Genomic DNA, 16,830 nt, shown 5'->3' with positions numbered 1-16,830 from the left:
GACGGGACCAGTCTGTTGCCGGACAAACCCTTTTGGCACCGTTCGTGATAGGCCGGAGTACTATGGGAACCGATACGGAGAACACGTCCGCGTTCGGCATCGACAGCACGTGGGGATGGCCGATCGGCGGTGCACTCGGCGGCGCGCTCGGTGCCGCCGCGTTCGGGCTCGTCGTCTGGTTCGCCGACCCCGATATCGTCGCGGTCGCGATTCCGGCAGTCTACGGTCTCGACCCGGTCGGTGTCGTCGGCTGGGGGATCCACATCGCTCACGGTATCGTCCTCGGGCTCATCTTTGGCTTCCTGGTCACTCGCAGTCGGATCCACGGCATCATCAGAACCTCGGCCGAAACCGATGCCCTCTCTCAGACCAGCGTCGCGCTTCGCGTCATCGCTGCCGGCTTCGTCTTTGGGCTGGCGATCTGGGCACTCCTCCCGCTGATCGTCCTCCCGGTCTGGATCGAGGCGATCGGCACCCAAGCCGCCGCCGACTTCCCGGCTGCCGCCGTCGAAAGCCTCGCCGGACACGTCCTGTTCGGTATCGTCCTCGGGCTCGTCTTTGCCGTCCTGATGGATCTCGAGACGCGCCCGGCGCACTCGCCGCTCGAGGAGGAAGACGGCCGGTGATGCGACGGCCGATCGGCTTCCCGTACCGCCTATCTCGAGGAGTCCGAGACGTTGTATTTCTCAATTAGATCGTGACTCAGATTTCGGTCGGTCGCGAAGAAATCAACAGACTTTAATCGTAGTTTGTGGAGCGACGTGACAGGTAGAGAGACTCGCATGAACTGTAATACCTCGCTGTCGGACCCGACGGAATCCCAGAGCCATACGACGACGCGACCGATCTCCGAACGGGTGATACGAGCCGTCGCAAGCCACGAAGGGCGTGATCCGCTCGACCTCGAGCCACCGCTGTACGACGCGATCAATCCCGAGTCACTCGATGCCCTCTTCAAACAGGATACCGTCGATGGTCGTCTCACGTTCGAGTGGCAAGGCTACCGTATCGACGTCACCGCCGACGGCTCGGTCGACCTCACGAAACGATAGGCTCGCTGGCTCGTCCTTCCTCGCGACAACGAACCGCCGTCGTCTGGATACGCTGTGTGGCTGTGACCGATAGCAGCGGACCCGATCTCCGAAACCGCTACTCGTCGTCGCGATCCCGTAACTCCTCGCTGGCTTCACGCACTTCGCGCATCACGCTCGAGATCTGCTCCTCGGCCTCGAGCTCCGCTTCGACGGAGAGATCGACGCCCTCGACCTCGAGCAGGAACTTCGCGACCTCGGTCGATTCGTACATCACGTCGTCGAGTTCCTCGGCGGTGAAGAAATCACACATCGCGCCGTAGAGAAACGTCGCCCCGGCTTTCCTGACTTTCTCCTCGAACGACGACCGCGCCTGGTTGACCGCCTGTGGCGTGTAGGTGTCGGTCATGAACGGGACCAGTTCGGGTAGGTTCTCGCCGATCTTGGTCATTTCGACGCCCGTCTCGGTTCGAAAGTCCGCACAGAGGCGGGCGATCGCCCACTCGCGAGCCGTCACGTAGGTCCGATCGCGCAGGAACTCGTTGACCCGGTCGTACTGTGCGCCGTCCATCTTCTTGAATCGAGCGTACTTTCGGACGTCTTCGGGGATGTCGGAGTCCTGGGGCTCCGGATCCGGAACGCCCGGCATCGATCCGTTGGTGCTCGTGGCGGCTTGCTGCTCGCCCGCAGCGTCGTCGACCTCGGCCGCTGGTTTCTCCACGGATCGATCGCCGTCGTCACGGTCCGTGTCGTCGGCGTCCCCTCGAGCAGTCGCCGGGGACCCATCGGGGGATTCGCGGTCGGGCGCGTTCAGTCCGTCCTCGTCCATGCCCGTCTATTCCCAGAGCCTCGGGATAAGGATTGTTCTCGACGGCGTCGGCCCTATCGTAACAACTGCAACTCGGTAGATACTGATCCCACTGCCGTCGTTCGACCAGGTGTGCAGTGACGTGGGTGGCTACAGCGGCCACCGAGGGCTCGGGTGCGGACGGTCGTTCGTTGGCAACTCGTCTGCTCGAGATTATTGTCGGATAGTCCTCAATATGACCGTCGAGATCTGTTGCCACTCGCATGATCGAAGTAGCTGGTGTGATAGACGATGAGCAACGAACTGACGAGTGGACTAAGAACGATGAAAACGGAGCCACCGCCAAGCAGTGCGTACAGAAACGCCTGATCAGCAGGTGCTGCCATACTGGCAGCGGCGGCGACGATAGCGGCGATGATAACAGGAATCCACATCAGCGTGCCCCGAATGAGGGAGTAGCCGATGACACTCAGCGGATTCGATCGAACGACCCCCCATGACGATTTGAACGCGTCGATGACACCGACGCCATCGACGACGATTGCCGCGTCGAAAAACTGGACGACGATCCAGACGACGGTCCAGAGGAGCACCGCGAGGACGATCAACGCGATGATACCGATTCCAAGCGCGTCGAGCATCGCCGGATCGGGGCCCGCATCCGCTGTCGTCTCCATACTGAACGCGCCGGCGAAGACGAGCGCCACCACGAGAAACACGAACGCGAACGAAGCTACGGTAGAGACCGCAAAAAGCGCGAAAAACGCACCTAACATCGAAACCGCATACTCCTCGAGGCCGGTTATCAAATCGTCGAATCCCGCTGTCCCGTGCAGTCCCTCGTATGCCATCGTCAACACGGCAGCGAGTGTTAACGCCGGAATCGTCCACGCGACGAACATGCCGATCAACGGAATATAGGAGACGAACAGGTACAGTAGTGTGCCGAACAACGATGTCACACCGATGCCGATGAGTAGTTTCGGCGTCTCGAGAATCGTCCCGAGCGCTTCCTGCAGCGATCGTATTGCATATCCCATACTACCTCATCTCTGTATCAGAGCAATATATCTTACTGATTAAGAAGGAATGGAAAATAAATAATGGCTGTTGTGGGCGAAATCAGCGCATAACTGTCGTACAAAAGCAACGATCGCGGTTCGTTGAGGCTATCGAAACTATTTACTAAAATAGATGTATATGAATATGATGCTTTGGCATGAAATCGACCGCTATCCGACGTTCGCTGTAATACTCTTTGCGCTATTGAATCGGGAAAGACGACGAACACAGTTCACTATATGCCGATTATACGGCAATCGATGGGCTATCTCTGGCCGTATACTGTTTGACAGTCTCGAGCCAGTCCTAGACGTTATCGATTCACAGATCGATAAACTCTCTCGAACGAGCACTCGGAATATATAATGTTGGTCTGGTATATTTGGTTTTATCTCATTGACTGAAATTGAGAAGGTATCTGTAATTAGGTGTGTGGCTACTCCAGTCGCGAAGCCGGCAACTGTGGCCGGAACACGGCGACGACGGACTGTCTACACTGTGTCGTATGGGCTCAAACCACGCAAAGTTATAGGTCTTCACCGAGTTAGTCAGCAACGATGCACGAAGAATTGGAAACGACGGTCGTCGAGTTCGATTCGGAAACGGGCGTCGGCTATCTGACGCTGAACCGTCCGGATGCACTGAACGCACTGAGCAGTCAGCTCCGGGACGACATTATCGCCGGGCTGCGGCAACTCGAGGCCCAGAACGAGGAGGTCGACGGCATTGCGCTGCGGGCGGTCGTCGTCGAGGGTGCCGAGGGGAACTTCTGTGCTGGCGCGGACATCAACGAGTTCAGCGACGAATCGGCCGGTGCGAACTCCGAGCGCGATCACTACAAGTTCATTCGGGAGTTCCCGGTGCCGGTCATCGCGAAAATCGAGGGCTACTGTCTCGGCGGCGGCCTCGAGACAGCGATGTCCTGTGACATTCGGATCGCTCACGAAGACGCTCGAGTGGGGCTGCCGGAAGTCGATCTCGGCATCATCCCGGGTGCGGGTGGCGTCCAGTTGATCAGCGAACTGGCCAATCCCGCCGCGGCGATGGAAATCGCCATGACGGGCGACCACATCGGCGCCGAACGAGCGGACGATCTGGGTCTCGTCAACCGCGTCTACGGCGACGATTTGGACGACGCCGTCGACGAATTTGCCGAGACGATCGCCGCGAAGCCACCGCTCTCGATTCAGGCGATCAAAGACTCCGCCCGGACTGCCGCCCAGACGAACCTCGAGGAAGGCATCGCCTACGACAACAAGGTTTTCGAACCGCTGCTCGCGACCGAAGATCACAAAGAGGGCGCCCGCGGGTTCGCCGAAGACGATTACGAACCCGAGTTCAAGGGCCGATAAGGTCAATTCGGTCCGTCGATTTTTCGCGTCGTCGTGAGGAGTGTTCGGCGCTGGCAGCGATCGACTGCCGTCGATGCTGCTCCTGCTGGAAACCAAGCAGACGGGTCAGAAATTCGTCACTCCCGAATAAACAGTACTATTGGTACTCGTCCCCATACCATTGATTACTGGCGTATGCTTGTAATTTAATTCCGCCCACTCCGTACCTTCGCCGAGAAACCGAGTCCATGATTCGGGAGGTCCGAATTCGAGGCGACGATACGTGGCTGCGTTCGGTCAGTCGCAGGAATTATTATATCTGACTGAATCGTGGTATCACGCATGACGCCACGATCCACGCCAAATCGCCCGATTCGATCCGTCGAGACTGCGTTCGGTATCGTCGAAGCGATCAGTGAACGGAACGGGGCCGGTGTGGTCGAACTCGCGGAGGCGTTGGACCTGGCACAGAGCACCGTCCACGATCACCTCTCGACGCTCGTTGCACTCGAGTACGTCGTCCAGGAGGGGACGGAGTATCGACTCGGACTGAAGGGGCTCGATCACGGTGTCACCGCCAGAAATCGCCTCTCGTTTTTCGACACCGCCAGCGAAGAGATGCACGCGCTGGCCGACGACATCGACGAGGTCATCTGGCTCTACACCGAGGAGTACGGTCAGAGCGTCGTCATCGACGACGCCAACCGCGAGCAAGGTTCGGGATACGACCTCGCGCGTCTGGGATGGCGGCCGCCGCTTCACTGTACGGCAGCAGGAAAAGCAATTCTGGCTCACCTTTCCGACGACCGGATCGATCGGATCGTCGATCACCGCGGACTCCCCGAACAGACGCCCCAGACGATCACGACGAGGGCCGAACTCGACGCCGAACTCGAGACCATTCGCGAGCAGGGGTACGCGATCAACGACGAGGAACACGCCGAAGGCATTTACGCGATCGGCTCGCCGTTCGTTCTCGACGGGGCGGTACTCGGGGCGGTAACCATCTCCGGTCCGTCCTACCGACTGTCCAAGCCCACAGTTCGCGAGCCGTTGGTCGAGGCGCTCCTGGATACGACGAACCAGATCGAACTCTCGTTGACCTATCGGTAACGCAGGCGGGTCTGTCGGTGGTGTTCCACAATGATTATTTAATTGGGTTCCGTTCCCAATGGTATGTCAGCAAATGACGTGCTGCTCGAGGTCGAAGACGGGATCGCCACCATCACGCTGAACCAGCCAGACCGGATGAACGCCCTGTCGGAGGGCATCAGAACCGGTATCGAGGCCAGACTCGACGAAGTCAGCGACCGCGACGATGCGCGGGTCGTCGTCCTCGAGGGCAGCGGGGGCGCGTTCTGTGCCGGCGGCGACGTCAAAGGGATGGGCGAGAAAAGCGAGGGCGGCGTGCCGGATCACGAGCGGACCCAATCGATCGTCGACCTCGCGGAGGCGGTGCCGGTCAAACTCTACAACTACGAACTGCCGACGATCGCGAAAGTCGACGGCTACTGTGTCGGAGCGGGTGTCGGCGTCGCCATGGCATGTGACCTCGTTCTCGCCAGCGAGGACGCCACGTTTGGCCTCGCCTTCCGAAATATTGGTCTCACACTCGACTTGGCGACATCGCTTTTCGTCACGCGAGCCGTCGGCCCCTACGTCGCCAAGGAACTGGCGCTGACCGGCGAGATGATCGACGGCGAGCACGCCGCGTCGCTCGGTCTGATCAACCACGCCTACGACGCGGACGAGTTCGAAGCGCAAGCCGGCGATCTCATCGAGCAGGTCGCGACCGGGCCGACGGTCGCGCTCCACGAGTCGGTGACCAACATCGATCGCTCGTACAACAGCACCATCCGCGAGGTCGTCGAACGCGAAGCCAAATCCCAGAACCTCGCCTCGAGCACGCGCGACCACCAGGAAGGTATCGAGGCGTTCGGAGCGGACCGCGACCCATCGTTCGAAGGGCGGTAAGCGACGGGCGACTCGCGTCGGTCGTTATCGGCCCTCAAACGTGGGCTTCTCGTCGTTTTGCAGCGCCTCGACGGCGTGTTCGTAATCCTCGGTGTCGAAGACGATCGTCTGTCTCGCTGCCTCGTTCTCGAGAGCCGCCTCGAGGGAGGCCGTCTGGCCGGTTCTGATCAGGTACTTGATGTGCTCGAGAGCGATCGGCGGGCCGCTGGCGATCGTCTCGACGATCTCGTCGGCGCGTGTCTCGAACTCGTCGGTTGGGAAGACGTGGTTGACGAGACCGAGTTCGTTCGCGCGCTCGCCGTCGACGATCCGTCCGGTCATCGCCAGTTCCATCGCGAGTCCCCGCCCGACGAGTCGCGGCAGGACATAAGAGATGCCACAGTCCATGCTGAGGCCGAACCGGACGTGCGAGAAGCCGATCTTCGTCCGCTCGCTCGCGAGTGGAATGTCACAGGCGATGGCGAAGCCGGCGGCGTCGCCGACCGCCGGCCCGTCGATCTTCCCGATCACGGGCAGGGGATGCGTGATGATCTCCTGAACCACGGAGTGCTCGTGGCGCCTGATCTCCCCGACGTTCTCGTGAAGCGGCTCGTCGCCGCCGGCACCTTCGCCCATCGACTCGACGTCGAAGCCGGCCGAAAACGCCTCACCGGCACCCTCGAGGACGACGCAGGTCGCGTCCGTCGTCCGGGCCGCCCGCAGCGCGTCGTAGATTCCGAGATAGTCTTCGCGCGAGAGCGGGTTCATTCGCTCCGGGTCGTCCATCGTGATCGTGACTACACCGTCGGTTTCGGCCGTTCGGATTCGATCTGACATGGCAGAGACAGGCACGTACTCGAGTATAAATCTTGGTGCATATTCACACAGTAGTCGGCTGTCGGTCGGTCCTTCGGTTCGATCAGTCCTCGAGAAACCGTTCCCGGAGTTTGTACTTCTCGATCTTGTTCGTCTCGGTCGTCGGCAGGTCCGCCACGAGTTGCAGTCGATCCGGCGTCATAAACGACGGCAGTTGATCGTCGAGGAACGCCTCGAGGGTCCCTCGAGAGAGATCGTTCTCGACGACGACCGCCGCTCCGATCTGATCCTCGCCACCTTCGGGAGCCGAGACGGGGAAGACGGCTGCCTGCGCGACGTCGTCGTGGCTGTTGATCGCGTCCTGAATCTGGACCGAGGAGATATTTTCGCCGCGGCGGCGGATCACGTCGCCGATCCGATCGACGAAGTAGAAATTGTCGGCCTCGTCGCGGTAGACGGCGTCGCCGGTGTGAAACCAGAGGTTGCGAAAGGCCCGTACCGTCTCCTCGGGTTTCCCCAGATAGCGATCGAGGATGAGACCCGGCAGCTGGGGTCGGACGGCGAGTTCGCCGACCTCGCCCGGCGGGAGTTGCTCGTCGTTCTCGTCGAGGACCGTCGCCTCCATGATCTCCGTTCGCGGTTTGCCCATGTAACGGTCGCCGGGAACCTCCGAGACGACTGGCAGTCCGACCCTCTCGGCCGCGTCGATCACGTCCTGGGTGTCCAGCCCGCGGCGATATTCGGGTGGCGTAGCGTCGTCGCCTCGAGCGGCGTGGACGAGCGCACCGAAGGGGCCGCCACACTCCGTCTGGCCGAAGCCGACGGTGATGAAGTCGAAGCCGTACCGCTGTGCGAGTTCCCCGTAATTCTCGGGCAACGGCTGCATGTGAACCTTGTTTAGCGTGTTGTGCCGGTCGGCCGCGGAGGGGCTGCGGTCGTCGAGCCACGGGATCATCACCGACAGCAGCGTCACCGTCGTCGCATCGTAGCGATCGATGCGATCCCAGAAGTCGGTCGCGCTGAACCGATCCCAGAGGGAAACCGACGCGCCGGCGATCAGCGCGGCCGTCACGTCCCAGTAGAGCCCAGCAACGTGATACAGCGGTAACGACGTGTGCATGGTGTCTTCCGGCGAAAGGAAGGCGGTCCGTTTCCCGGCGTAGTTCGCAAAGATCCAGCGGTAGGGCAACACGACCCCTTTGGGACGGCCCGTCGTCCCCGAGGTGTAGACGATGCTTGCCTCGTCGTCCCACGACAGCGAGACGTCGGGCGGGGCGGTGTCGGCCGTCAGCATATCCGCGAAGTCGGTCGCGTCGTCGGGGCCGATCGACGGCTGTTCGTCGACGGTTGCCTCGCCGGAGCGATAGACGACGAGTCGCGGCGAGCACTCGAGGTCGTCCTCGATGGCCGCGAGGCGCTCGAGATACCGGTCCTCGACGACGAGTACCGATGGGTCGGTGTCGTCTAGCTGGTAGCGGAGGGGTTCGCCCGAGTAGTCGTAGTTGATCGGCGAGTAGACGGCGCCGGCCGTGTTGATCCCACACATCGCGAACAGCGTTCGCAGCGGGTCTCGAACCATGACCGAGACGTGGTCACCCGTCTCGATGCCCAACGCACCCAGTGCGTTGGCGATCGAGTTCGCAGTGTCGTCGAGTTCGCGAAAGGAGATGGTCCGGGATTCCGGTCCGTACTGTACGAACGGATCGCTCCCGAACCGTGTGGCTCTGTTCTCGAGGATCGTCGACATCGTCTGCTCGCGGAGTGGGCCCTCGTCGTAATCGGTCGTAAGCATGTGGTATACGGTACCAATCTTCCCACCAGGGCTTGAAATTTTCGTTCGTCGAAGGCGGGTCGCGACGGCGGAATGTTCATCACGCTGTCCCGGAAACGTCCACGTAGGTGACACACGATAGCATCGACGTATCTCGACGCGATCGAACGCAACGTTCGAGAGTTGCGTAGCGACGGCCGCGGAAAGATCCTGCTTGCCGTCGCAGCCGGCTGGGCACTCACGATGGGCGCGCGGATGGTCTACCCCGTCCTGTTGCCGAGCCTCAGGGAGGCGTACGATCTCGATCTGACGACCGCGGGGCTGCTCGTGACCGTGTTGTTTCTGGCCTACGCGATCTGTCAGCTTCCGGGTGGGATGCTCGCCGATCGGGTCGGCGAGCGACGCACGCTGGTCGCGAGCACGTTTCTCGCCGCGGGGATGCTCGTGCTCGTCATCACTGCCCGATCGGCCATCGTGCTGTTCGGGGCCACGGCGCTGTTCGGTGCCGCCATCGCACTCTACGCCGTTTCGCGCTACACCGTCCTCAGCAGCCTCTATTCCGACCAACTCGGAACGGCAAACGGCGTGACGGCGGCCTCCGCCGACGCGGGTCAATCCGTCCTGCCACCCCTCGCCGGGATCCTCGGCGCCAGCGTCGCCTGGCAACTCGGCTTCGGCTACCTCGTCCCGGTGTTTCTGGGGGTCGGGATCGCAGTCCTGGTGGTCGTCCCGAGCGCCGACAACAGGCCCGAACAGGAAAGCGGTGGGGACAGCTGGTCGACCGTCCTCGAGGTCGTCCGTCGGCCTGCGGTCGTACAGGGGACGGCTATCTACGCGCTCGGGCTCTGTATCTGGCAGGCCTTTACCGGCTTCTACCCGACGTACCTGATCGAGATCAAGGGTCTCTCCTCGACGCTCGCCAGCGGCCTGTTCGGGCTCTTTTTCGTGCTCGGAATCGCCATCAAACCGGTCGCTGGCGGCGCATACGACCGGGTCGGCGCTCGGCGGTCGCTGCTGGTCGTCGGCCTCGTCTCGGGGGCCGCACTCGCGGCGCTGCCATCGGTGGAGGGGTTCTGGCCGCTCGTGATCGTAACAGCACTGATCAGCGCACTGCTGGGCGTGAGCACGATCGTCGAGGCGTTTCTGTTGACGATCATTCCCGATCGCCTCCAGGGAACCGGCTTCGGCGTCGTGCGAACGACGGCGTTTCTCATCGGTGCACTCAGCCCGGTCGCCTTCGGCGCGGCCGGCGATCGCGGCCTCTTCGACGAGGCCTTCCTCGCACTCGCCGCCGTCGCTGGCATCGTTGTCCTCGTGACGCTGTGTCTCGCCGACGACTGATCGGCCATCCGGCTCCGGCAGTATCAATACCCTGGCCGCTCGAGTAGCCCTATGGCAGTGACACTCACGCGAGATGACGAGATCGATCACCTGGCACACCTCCGACTCGACGCGGGCCAATTGAACCTTCTGTCGCCGGCGGTCCTCGAGGAGCTCCACGAGACGATCCGCTCGGTCCCCGACGATGTCGCCGTTCTCACGATCGCCGGCGCCGACGACGGACTCACCGCGGGGCTGAAACTCGACGCGGTCCGAGAGTGTTCGACCACCGAGGCGCGAGCCGTTCTCTCCGACCTCTACGGCGCGATGGATGCGCTTCGCGATCTCAGCGCCGTCACGATCTGTGGCTGTGGCGGCTACGCGCTGGGTGCCGGCCTCGAGCTGGCGATGGCGTGTGACTTTCGGGTCGCGACGAGCGACGCCGCGCTCGGATTGCCAGAGATCGACGTCGGCCTCGTCACCGGCATTCACGGTGGGCTCTTGATTCGTCTCGTCGGCCTCCAGCGAGCCAAGGAACTCGTCTACACCGGCGAGACGATCACCGGGGAACACGCCGCCGAGATCGGACTCGTCAACCGCGCAGTGGGGGCCGACGAGCACGACGAGGCGGTCACCCAGTTGGTCGATCGGGTCGCCGACAAGAGCCCGCTCGTCCTCCAGTACCAGTCCGAGGTGTTCGCCGCGTGGCGATCGGCCGGCATCGAACGAGGCATCGACTCGACCCTCGAGACGATCGCGGCCTGTTTCGACACCGCCGACCAGTACGAAGGGATGACCGCGTTCCTCGAGGATCGCGAACCGACGTTTACCGGCGAGTAAACGGCGATACGCCGCCTTCCCGTCACGTTTCTTCTTCGATCGACTTCGGCGAGAGGTAGTCGTCGACGTTCGTATCTCTGCCGGTCTCGATCGAAAACTCGACGTTGGTGACGGTCTCCATCGTCTTGACCTGCTGGACGAGCGCGTCGACGTCCGCGTTCGAGGCGGCCGTCGCGACCGCGTAGACGTCGTAGGTGCCGATCCCCTTGCAGACGAGCCAGAACGGCATGTCGGCGATCCGTTCCATGACATCGTCCCGAGCACCCGAGGCATCGGCAACCGAGACCGCGAGCCGAAGGATCTCCCAGTCGTGTTCTTCCGGCTCGAGCAGGAAGAACGGCGATGTCTTCTGGAGGAGTTTCGAGACGCGGTTACGGACGCCCTCGGCCGACAGTTCGTACCCCTCGTCGACGAGTCGGTCGGCGATGTCGGCGTAGGGCGTTCGCGGATCCTGTGCGAGCACCTTGAGGATCGCCCGATCGATTTCGTCGACCCCGTCCGTGACCTGACTGACCATACACGAAGAGTGGTGCCGACCTGAATACATCTATCGATCGATACGGGCACCGGTCGAGTCCGGCCGTCTCGCACACGCAAGATACGTCACGCCTCGGCAAAAGCGCCCGTCAAATCGTGATGGGTTCCGGCGACTCGAGCACAGCCACAGCCGGCCGCCGATCGGTAGCGACGGGTTAGCTCTCTTCGCCGGAGAGGACCGATTCGGCGGCCAGTTCGTCGATGCGCTCGTCCTCGACGCCGAGTTCGGCGAGGATCTGGCGGTTGTGTTCGCCCAGAACCGGCGCGTGCTCGGGCGCTCGAGTCGGCGTTTCCGAGAGCGATAGCGGCGTGTCGGTGACAGTAAGCTCGCCCAGTTGCGGATGCGAGAGATCGGTAAACACCTCGCGCTCGGCGACGTGCTCCAGGTTTGCGGCGTCCTCGACCGTGTTGTGGTGGGCCGCCGGAATGCCGACCTCGTTGAGCCGGTCGACCGCCTCGTCGGCCGGCACATCGGCGAGCCACGACTCGAACAGCGCGGAGAGTTCGGCGGCGTCCTCGAGACGGCCGTCGTCGGTCTCGTATTTGGGGTTCTCGAGGAGGTCCTCGCGGCCGATCAGTTCACAGCAGGCTTCCCACATGCGATCGGAGTACAACAGCAACGCGACACAGATCCAGCCGTCGCTCGCTTCGGCCGCGCCGTAGAGCATGTCGTCGTTGAAGAAAGCGTTTCGACCGCCGTGTCGGGGTAGCTCGTCGGCGTTGTGGTAGTAGCCGAAGGCGCCGTCCATGTTGTGCATCAGCGACTCGAGCAGGGAGACGTCGATCTTCTGCCCGCCGCTGTCGTTGCGCTCGCGCTCGAGTAGTGCACCCAGGGCGCTGATCGTGGCGTGGCAGGCGGCGTAGTAGTCTGCGACCGACGACTGGCTTCGGATCGGCGGTCGGTCGTCGTCGTAGCCCATGAGATTCGAGAGCCCGGAGACGTGCTGGACGATCGTGTCCATCGCCGGCTTGGTCGCCATCGGCCCGGTTTCACCGTAGCCGGTGACGTGGACGTAGACGATGTCCTCGTTGAGCTCGCTGACCGTCTCGTAGTCCAACTCGAGGCGCTCGGCGACGCCCGGCGGCCAGTTCTGGACGAAGACGTCCGCCTCCTTGAGGAGGTCGTGGATCAGTGCTCGGCCCTCGTCGACCTTCAGATCGAGACAGAGCGACCGTTTGGACCGGTTGTACTGCTCGAAGGCGGGATTGAACTGAGTCCCGTTTTTCTCCCGGCGGTTCGCACGATAGACGTCGCCGTCCGGCGACTCGATTTTCACGACATCGGCACCGAGGTCTGCGAGGTAGGTCCCACACAGCGGGCCGGCGATAGCTTGTCCACAGTCGACGACGTTGAACCCAGAGAGTGGCATACGCTACCGTCTGCCCCATCGATAATCAACGTTCGGTTCGCCGATGATCCTGCACGGGATTCGGGCCGATTGCAAGACAATTGTTGTCGCGCGAACGCAGCCGAACCGACAGCGTCAGTACTCGTAGAAGCCGGCTCCCGCTGCTTTGCCGGTGCGACCGTCCGCGACGAGTTCGCGCAGGTAGGGCTCGGGTTCGTATCGCTCGTCGCCGTACTCCTCGTGAAGTCCCTCGAGCGTCTCGAGGATCGTCTCGAGGCCGGTTTCGTCGCCGAAGGTACACGGGCCTTCGGGGAACCCGAGTCCGAGTTTGGCGCCGGTGTCGACGGCGTCGGCCGTCGCGACGTCGTTGCCGATCAGCCAGGCGGCCGCGTTGACGATCATCGCGTCGATACGCAGGGTCTCGAAGCCCTCGCCGTCGCCCTCCTCGTAGTCGGGGCCGTCACCGTTCTCGTAGTCGTAGTGGCCCTTGCCGGTCTTGCGACCGTAGTTCTCGTTTTCGACGCGCTGTTCCATCAGGGGTGGAATCTCGATGTCGCCGGCCTTTCGGACGTGGTAGGTGACGTCGAGCCCGGTCATGTCCATGAGTTCGAACGGCCCCATCGGGTACCCCCGCTGGTGGACCATCGCGGCGTCGATCTCGCGAATCGACGCCTCGTCGCGCGAGACCATCCAGTGTGACTCGTCGACGAACGGCCCCAGCACGTTGTTGACGACGAACCGGTGGACATCCTTGCGGACGTAGATCGGCGTCTTCCCGATGTCTTCGACGAACTCGTAGGCGCGCTCGGCCGTCTCGTCGGCCGTCTCCGCGCCGTAGATGACTTCGACCAGTTCCATCTTCACCGGCGGATTGAAAAAGTGCAGCCCAACGACGTCGGCCGGTCGATCGGTCACGCTCGCGATGTCGGTGATCGACAGCGAAGACGTGTTCGACGCCAGAATCGCCCCCTCGGACGCGTGGTCGTCGAGTTCGTCGAAGACGTCCTGTTTGAGCGCCATCTCTTCGGGCACCGCTTCGATGACGATGTCCGCGTCCGCGACGCTTTCCCCCAGGTCGACCGCCGTCTCGATGCGCGCCATGATCTCATCGACCGACTCGTCGAGGCGGTCGCTGTCGGCGAGCTTCTCGAGGGACCACCGGATGTTCTCGTAGCCTTCCTCGACGATGTCCGATTCGATATCCCGCATCGTGACGTCGTAGCCGGCCATCGCGGCGACTTCGGTGATGCCGTGACCCATGCTTCCCGATCCGAGTACCGTCACCTGGTGAATGTTCTCACGAACCATTGGTAGGAATCCCTTCGTCTCGACTCTTAATACCACCGGTCGCCCCGGGCCGTCGATCGACGCCGACCGCCAGCACAACGCAACCGACGATCGGGGCTGGCGCCGTGAGCTCGCTCAGTTCGGACCAAAAAAGATAATGTGGCGCCTGACAACCACCGAATATGGCAGCTGTTGACACGAGCCTTATCGAACTCGACCGCTCGAGCGACGTCGCCGAAGTCCGGCTAAATCAACCGGACAAACTCAACGCCTTGAACCCCGAGATGGTGCAGGGACTGCACGACGCTTTTTCCGCACTCTCGGACGAGCGTGGAACGCCGGTGATGCTCGCCGGTAACGGCCGGGTGACCTGTGCGGGGATGGACACCGACATCGTCTCGGGCGATTACCAGGGCGAACACGGCGACCTCAACGATGTTCTGCAGGAGGTCTACGACCTGATCGAGACCCACCCGGGCCCCGTCGCGATGGCCGGGAAGGGGGCGGTCGTCGGTGCGGCGTCGTTGCTCGCTTTCTCGTGTGAACTCACGTATCTCGGTGAGGAGACGACGTTCGCGATCCCCGAAGTCAAGTACGGCATCACCGCGACGCGGGCGACCCAGCAGTTACCCGACCTCGTCGGCCGCCACGTCGCGGCCGAACTGCTGTTGACAGGCGACGAACTCGAGCCCGAGCGGGCGCGGGATCTCGGTATCGCGAACGATGTCGTCCCCGACGACGAGGTCGAAGATCACACGCGGGACGTGCTGGCGACGATCGCCGAGCACGACGACGAGATCGTCGCCGAACTGATCGACGGCCTCGCGCCGGACTGGGGTGACACATGAGCGAGGTCCCCCCGGAGTCGGCCGAGTTTTCCGTCGACCGCGAGATTTGGCCCGACGACCTCCCACGGACGCTGCCGTTTCCTGGTGGTCGCAAGCCGATCCACGAGATCGTCGCCGACCACGGCCGCGACCGTCCCGACGCGCCGGCGGTCACCTACTACGGAAACACCCTAACTTGGGCCGAACTCGACGCCCGGGCCGATGCCTTCGCTGCGACGCTTTCCGAGCGCGGCCACGGACTCGGCGACGTCTGTGGCATCTACCTGCAGAACGCGCCGCAGTTTCTGGTCGCCTACTACGGCGCCCAGCGGGCCGGCCTCGCGGTTACGCCGCTGAACCCGCAGTTCAAAGCGCCCGCGGTCGCCAGACAGTGTCGTGACAGCGGTGCCAGCGTCGTCGTCACGGCGACGGACACGATCGATGTCGTGCGCGAGGCGCGCGAGGACGACGGCGTCGACCTCGCAGCCGAGGACGTGATCGTCACCGCCTACAGCGACTACGCCGGCGACGACGGCCCGTACCCCGACGAACTCACCGCAGAACCCGCCGTCGCAGACGTTCTCGAGGACGAGACTGCCCTCTCCACGGCCGTCTCGAACGACGCCGATGTCGACCTGCCGTCGGTTGGGCTGGCCGATCCCGCACTGCTGCAGTACACGGGCGGGACGACCGGCCTGCCGAAAGGCTGTGTCCACACCCACTGGAACGTCCTGTTCAAGGGGACGACGACGGCGGCGGTGCGTGCGATGGGGCCCGAGGACGTCTCGCTCGGAACCATGCCGATGTTTCACGTCGCCGGGAAACAACGCTACTGCGACGCACTCGGCATCGTGGGCAATCACGCCGTCTTGCTCACCCGCTACGACCCCGAGACAGTGATGGACGCCATCGACAGCTACGGCGTCACCTCGACCTGGCTCGCGGTTCCCTCGATCGAGGAGATCGTCGACCATCCCGCCGTCGACGACTACGATCTCACCTCGCTGTCGGCTCGACGCGAGTTCACCAACTGCTCGAGTTTCGGGACGACGCTCACCCGCGAGATCAGCGAGGCCTGGCGCGAACACACCGGCGCGGGCGTCCAGGAGTCGGGATATGGCCTGACCGAGACCCACACCACCGACACTCACACCTACGGTGAGGAGCGCATCGAGCCGGGATTCGTCGGCCAGGCGTGTTACGGCGTCGAAATCGAGATCCGCGACTTCGAGACGAACGAGACACTGCCGCCCGGCGAACCGGGCGAGATCGTCCTCCGAAGTCCGGCCACGATGTCGGCGTACCTGAACCGCCCCGACGCGACCGACGAGGTCCTGGAGGACGACGGCTTTCTGCACACCGGCGATGTCGGCCGAAAGACCGACGAAGGCTACCTCTACTTCCTCGGCCGGCGCAAGGATACGCTCAAAGTGTCGGGTCACACCGTCTCCCCTCGCGAGGTCGAACTCGTCCTCGCCGAACACGAATCGCTCGAGGACGTCATCGTCGTCGGTGCCCCCCACGAGCGCCGAGGCTCGGTGCTCGAGGCCCACGTTATCCCTGCGGCCGGCACAGATGGTGACGACCTCGAGGAAGCGCTGTTATCGTTCGCGGAGGGGAACCTGGCGGAGTACAAGGTCCCGAAGGATATCGTCGTTCGCGAGTCGTTCCCCCGCACTGATGTCGGAAAGGTCGATCGCGTCGCGTATCGGGAGACGCTTCCCGACGGCTACGAGTGAGCGAGTGACTGCGAGCGGTGAGCTCGCAGTGACCGCCGGTAGAGACGATCTACCGGATGGATACGTTTTCCGGGCGACGCGTCTCGAGCGTAACCGGGAGTGACATCCACGCCTGCACTACGGGGTCGAATCCAGCGGTGTCGGTCGAGTCGACTGTAC

15 protein-coding genes and 1 pseudogene are annotated in these 16,830 nt (G+C 62.9%); 9 read left to right on the top strand and 7 right to left on the bottom strand.

What is annotated here, in order from left to right; translation table 11 throughout:
• Positions 1-62: 62 nt before the first annotated feature.
• Together D8Y22_RS03455 and D8Y22_RS03450 are read left to right on the top strand one after the other, a co-directional pair.
• Positions 63-626, top strand: coding sequence for a hypothetical protein (locus D8Y22_RS03455; protein WP_141463319.1), 564 nt, complete (start codon positions 63-65; stop codon positions 624-626).
• Positions 627-782: 156 nt separating this feature from the next.
• The gene (locus tag D8Y22_RS03450) at positions 783-1,052 is read left to right on the top strand and encodes a HalOD1 output domain-containing protein (protein WP_174811741.1); all 270 of its coding nucleotides are present in this window, start codon (positions 783-785) and stop codon (positions 1,050-1,052) included.
• 97 nt (positions 1,053-1,149) lie between these two features.
• On the opposite strand, the gene D8Y22_RS03445 is transcribed toward D8Y22_RS03450, so the two are convergent.
• Both D8Y22_RS03445 and D8Y22_RS03440 read right to left on the bottom strand, forming a co-directional pair.
• Positions 1,150-1,860, bottom strand: a complete 711-nt coding sequence (locus tag D8Y22_RS03445; RefSeq protein ID WP_141463318.1) for a DUF5806 family protein — start codon at positions 1,858-1,860, stop codon at positions 1,150-1,152.
• A 209-nt stretch (positions 1,861-2,069) separates the two neighbouring features.
• On the bottom strand, positions 2,070-2,879 hold the full coding sequence (locus tag D8Y22_RS03440) for a DUF7847 domain-containing protein (protein WP_141463317.1): 810 nt from the start codon (positions 2,877-2,879) through the stop codon (positions 2,070-2,072).
• A 579-nt stretch (positions 2,880-3,458) separates the two neighbouring features.
• Between D8Y22_RS03440 and D8Y22_RS03435 the strand changes: the two genes are divergently transcribed.
• The 3 genes from D8Y22_RS03435 (at position 3,459) to D8Y22_RS03425 (ending at position 6,206) form a co-directional block, all read left to right on the top strand.
• A complete protein-coding gene (locus D8Y22_RS03435; RefSeq protein ID WP_141463316.1) occupies positions 3,459-4,253 on the top strand; it encodes an enoyl-CoA hydratase/isomerase family protein in 795 nt (264 codons plus the stop codon).
• Between the two features lie 321 nt (positions 4,254-4,574).
• Complete coding sequence (locus D8Y22_RS03430; protein ID WP_141463315.1) at positions 4,575-5,345, top strand: IclR family transcriptional regulator; 771 nt, start codon at positions 4,575-4,577, stop codon at positions 5,343-5,345.
• A 63-nt stretch (positions 5,346-5,408) separates the two neighbouring features.
• The gene (locus tag D8Y22_RS03425) at positions 5,409-6,206 is read left to right on the top strand and encodes an enoyl-CoA hydratase/isomerase family protein (RefSeq protein ID WP_141463314.1); all 798 of its coding nucleotides are present in this window, start codon (positions 5,409-5,411) and stop codon (positions 6,204-6,206) included.
• A gap of 24 nt (positions 6,207-6,230) precedes the next feature.
• Here the strand turns inward: D8Y22_RS03425 and D8Y22_RS03420 are convergent, their stop codons facing one another.
• A complete protein-coding gene (locus D8Y22_RS03420; RefSeq protein WP_141463313.1) occupies positions 6,231-7,022 on the bottom strand; it encodes an enoyl-CoA hydratase/isomerase family protein in 792 nt (263 codons plus the stop codon).
• Positions 7,023-7,104: 82 nt separating this feature from the next.
• A complete protein-coding gene (locus tag D8Y22_RS03415) occupies positions 7,105-8,793 on the bottom strand; it encodes an AMP-binding protein (protein WP_141463312.1) in 1,689 nt (562 codons plus the stop codon).
• 162 nt (positions 8,794-8,955) lie between these two features.
• Between D8Y22_RS03415 and D8Y22_RS03410 the strand changes: the two genes are divergently transcribed.
• The gene (locus D8Y22_RS03410; protein WP_246084344.1) at positions 8,956-10,113 is read left to right on the top strand and encodes an MFS transporter; all 1,158 of its coding nucleotides are present in this window, start codon (positions 8,956-8,958) and stop codon (positions 10,111-10,113) included.
• A gap of 51 nt (positions 10,114-10,164) precedes the next feature.
• Positions 10,165-10,932 carry an enoyl-CoA hydratase/isomerase family protein gene (locus D8Y22_RS03405; protein ID WP_174811740.1) on the top strand — a complete coding sequence of 256 codons (768 nt, stop codon included), beginning with the start codon at positions 10,165-10,167 and terminating at the stop codon, positions 10,930-10,932.
• A 22-nt stretch (positions 10,933-10,954) separates the two neighbouring features.
• Here D8Y22_RS03405 and D8Y22_RS03400 read toward each other — a convergent pair whose 3' ends face one another.
• The 3 genes and pseudogenes from D8Y22_RS03400 to D8Y22_RS03390 form a co-directional block, all read right to left on the bottom strand.
• A complete protein-coding gene (locus tag D8Y22_RS03400) occupies positions 10,955-11,449 on the bottom strand; it encodes an Lrp/AsnC family transcriptional regulator (protein WP_141463311.1) in 495 nt (164 codons plus the stop codon).
• A 175-nt stretch (positions 11,450-11,624) separates the two neighbouring features.
• The gene (locus tag D8Y22_RS03395; protein WP_141463310.1) at positions 11,625-12,839 is read right to left on the bottom strand and encodes a CaiB/BaiF CoA transferase family protein; all 1,215 of its coding nucleotides are present in this window, start codon (positions 12,837-12,839) and stop codon (positions 11,625-11,627) included.
• Positions 12,840-12,956: 117 nt separating this feature from the next.
• Positions 12,957-14,126: pseudogene (locus tag D8Y22_RS03390) on the bottom strand (3-hydroxyacyl-CoA dehydrogenase); the annotation flags it as partial.
• A 161-nt stretch (positions 14,127-14,287) separates the two neighbouring features.
• Between D8Y22_RS03390 and D8Y22_RS03385 the strand changes: the two are divergent.
• Together D8Y22_RS03385 and D8Y22_RS03380 are read left to right on the top strand one after the other, a co-directional pair.
• Positions 14,288-14,953: an enoyl-CoA hydratase/isomerase family protein gene (locus tag D8Y22_RS03385; protein WP_141463308.1), complete on the top strand. Its 666-nt coding sequence runs from the start codon at positions 14,288-14,290 to the stop codon at positions 14,951-14,953.
• Positions 14,950-16,671: an AMP-binding protein gene (locus D8Y22_RS03380; RefSeq protein WP_141463307.1), complete on the top strand. Its 1,722-nt coding sequence runs from the start codon at positions 14,950-14,952 to the stop codon at positions 16,669-16,671. Before D8Y22_RS03385 ends, D8Y22_RS03380 begins: the two co-directional genes overlap by 4 nt.
• Positions 16,672-16,830 lie beyond the last annotated feature (159 nt).

Source organism: Salinadaptatus halalkaliphilus (assembly GCF_006543045.1).
Taxonomy (GTDB): Archaea; Halobacteriota; Halobacteria; order Halobacteriales; family Natrialbaceae; genus Salinadaptatus; species Salinadaptatus halalkaliphilus.
The sequence above is the reverse complement of the archived record's forward strand: the minus strand, read 5'-3'. Positions and strand labels throughout refer to the sequence as shown.